At 39.0% G+C, this 3,295-nt stretch carries 1 protein-coding gene; it reads right to left on the bottom strand.

Features of this window, described 5'->3' with window-relative positions; translation table 11 throughout:
- The coding region (locus AC1DPQ_RS22125; protein WP_477610890.1) for a CBM96 family carbohydrate-binding protein at window positions 1-3,295 on the bottom strand (3,295 nt) is incomplete at both ends.

Here is a 3,295-nt window from a genome sequence, read left to right as displayed (position 1 = left end):
GCCATTGCCTGACTGCTAATATCCCATTGAGCCCATCCCGAGCCTTGGCCATTAATGGTTGCCAACAAAGTACTTGATGCTGGTTTATTGCTCCAGTTAACGCCTGTTTCTGTCCAAGAATCTGTAGGTACATAATAAACCTGAAAAGTAGTAGATGCTACATTAGTGCCAGCGCCAGCGATACTCAAGCGCATGGTGGCAATATCAAAACTATTTACACCGTTAAGATCAAATTTCAGGTAAGTTTCCCTGTTATAGCTCGTATTAACACCATCATATTTAGCCACTAATGTATTGGCAGTACCAAAATTGGTAGTCGAATAACTACCATCTCTTACATACGCATCTGCCAAAGTAGAAATTGTTGCATCTACATGAATATTAATTATTTCTGAAGTGGTAGAGCCACCACTGTTATCTGTAGCAACCGCAGTAATTGAATACTTGCCTGCCGGTAAATTACCCCAACTGAAACTGTAAGGTGCTGTCAAATCCTCACCCAACTTGGAGGTTCCTTGAAAAAATTCAACTTTACTGATGGTTCCGTCAGCATCGGCTGCATCCGCTGTAATATTAAATGTTGCGGGAGCTGATACCAATGTATTGTTTACAGGGGAAGTTACAGACACTGTTGGCAATTGATTTTTTACTAACAAAAGTTGTGGACGAAGCGTTGTGTTGGTAGCTTCCCTCGAATTGAATGTCACGTCGGCTGGTGAGCTCAAAAGTGTTGTAACTATACGAAGTGACACCACTTTATCACCCGAAAGTTCTGCCAATGCGTGACTGCTTATATCCCACTCAGCCCACCCTGAGCTTTTACCATTTATAGTTGCCAACAACGTAGTTGATGCAGGCTTGTTGTTCCAGGTAACACCAGTTTCTGTCCAAGTATCTGTAGGGACATAATACACCTGCCAGGTAGTAGAAGTTACATTGGTACCTGCACCAGCAATGTTTAATCGCAAGGTGGCAATATCAAAACTATCTATACCGTTAAGGTCAAATTTCAAGTAAATCTCCCTGTTATATCCAGTATTTACACCATCGTATTTAGCTACTAATGTGTTCATTGTACCAAAATTGAGATTTGCTGAACTTCCATCACGTACCAATGCGTCTGCCACAGGAGTTAATTGAGTTGTGTTTCCAACTTGTAAAGGCTGGCTTACACTTGTTGCTGCAGAATAATTACTATCACCTGCCTGACTTGCTGTAATGGTGCATATACCAACTCTAACTATATGCATTTTACTACCAATTATGGTTGCAACATTTGGATCAGAAGTAGTGTACGTAATAGGTAGACCTGAATCTGAAGTAGCAGTTAAAGTAATATCTGAACTACCATTGAATACATTTGACAACGGATTAAATGTTATTGTTTGGGGTAGTATAACTGCTCCCAATAGAATCTGCTGAATTGTTTGGGGTTGAACTGAAGAACCGGGTACCCAATTGGTGCCTCCATATTCGTAAGCACCTGCATCTGGAGCTGTTCCTACAAAACCATCTGTTATTCCTGGAATTGCAACACCATAGCCTACTGCCGGCGATGTTGACTGTAATGTAAAATCATAATTAGCTACATTAGTAAATAAAGGCGCAGTTGTAACGAGATTATTGCTGGCGGTAGAAAATACACTCCATGGTTTATCCGAAAGGCTATTACGCACTATTTGATTTTCAATATTAGTTCCAGCAACTCCCCAAGCATCCATACTATTTGTAGATAACCAAGCTGTATTATTATAAATTTCATGATTTACAGCAGGCTTATTTGTACGTATAGCCGTTACCGTTTTCCATATCACATTGTGATGCACAACAAATAGCGTATCGCCATTATCTAAATAAATTCCCTCCCCCAAGTTCTCTGCATGATTATCATGTACCCAATTATAGGCTATTTGAGCGCCGTGGCCGTTTGTACCATAGGTATACGTAATTCCTAAATCTGAAGTAATATATCCAGCGTCGGAAATATTATTATACGTAATATTTGTATTAGGGCTTATGCGATGCACGATTGAAGATCGTCCTGCATTACGTAATGTAGAATGCGTAATGTTGTGACCAGTTCCAATGACATTTACCGGAGCATTATCGTTACCTATCCAATCACAATCTTCCACCAAAGAATTATCAACTGTATTGTTTGTCCCGCCTACACTTATTCCATCACCCCAACTGTGAGCGATGTACGAATTTTTAATAATATTGTTGGTTCCCGAAACAGACACACCTTTGTTTTCCCATAAACTAAAGGTGGTTCTTTGGAAACCATATTTAAAATTTTTATTATACGGGGTTGGGTATAATATATTTACGCCATCAATGGTACAATTTGAAGAATTCTCCATCTTAATACTTGCAAACAGGAAATTTATGCCAACGATATTTATGTTTGATTTAGAGGACAAATCAAAACCATTGATACGTTTTCTGGCCTGTATATTCAATTGAGGCAATTTCGAAGGATCCTGAGGGTAATAGTATAAGGTATCATTTTGCCAATGCCACTCATTTACAGCATCAAGAGCATTGATATGGTTGGTGATAAATCCTTTACCACTACCAATATAATTGGCTGAATACGTAGTAGGCCATGCCGATGAACGGCTTACACAATGTACTGTACTGCCGCTGGACACATCGATTACACCATTGACAGATACCCATTTTTTGGCTACAACCCCTAAAAAAGTAGCGCCTTTCCAATAATTTGAAGAAGAACTTAATCCCGTAATTGTAGCATTTCCACTAGCATCAATACTAACTGGTGCCCAACTCGCAGTGCTTAAATTATTGCCATCTGAATTTGGATAGCGAGCCTCTTGTCCCAGCGCATTATTTACACACAGTTGTGTTACAGCACCAGGCACATACGCTTTATAGATTCCGTTTTTATAAAGTTGCCAATTTTTTACAGAGTCGGTCCCCATTATGACCACCTTGTCATTATTATATTTTGTAAAAGTTATTCCGGAATTTAATGGTGTAACAGTTTCACGGTAAACTCCACGCATGATATAACATACATCTCCAGTCTGAGCAACCGAAGCAGCTTTACTGATTGTCTTGAACGGAGTGGTAGTGGACGTTCCTGAATTGGCATCATTCCCAGTTGGAGAAACATAGTAAGAGGTAGAAAAAGTAGTCTTTTTCTTGAACGAACTGACTTGTTTTGACTTAACTTTTATATTAGGTTTTAATTTATTAGCATTCCCATTTAATAAAATGGATGTTGTATTTGCATGAACTAGCGTAAAGCTTATAAAGCAAAATACCATTG

This window comes from Pedobacter sp. 01T416_2, from assembly GCF_056398925.1.
This window is presented reverse-complemented; position numbering and strand designations above follow the sequence as displayed.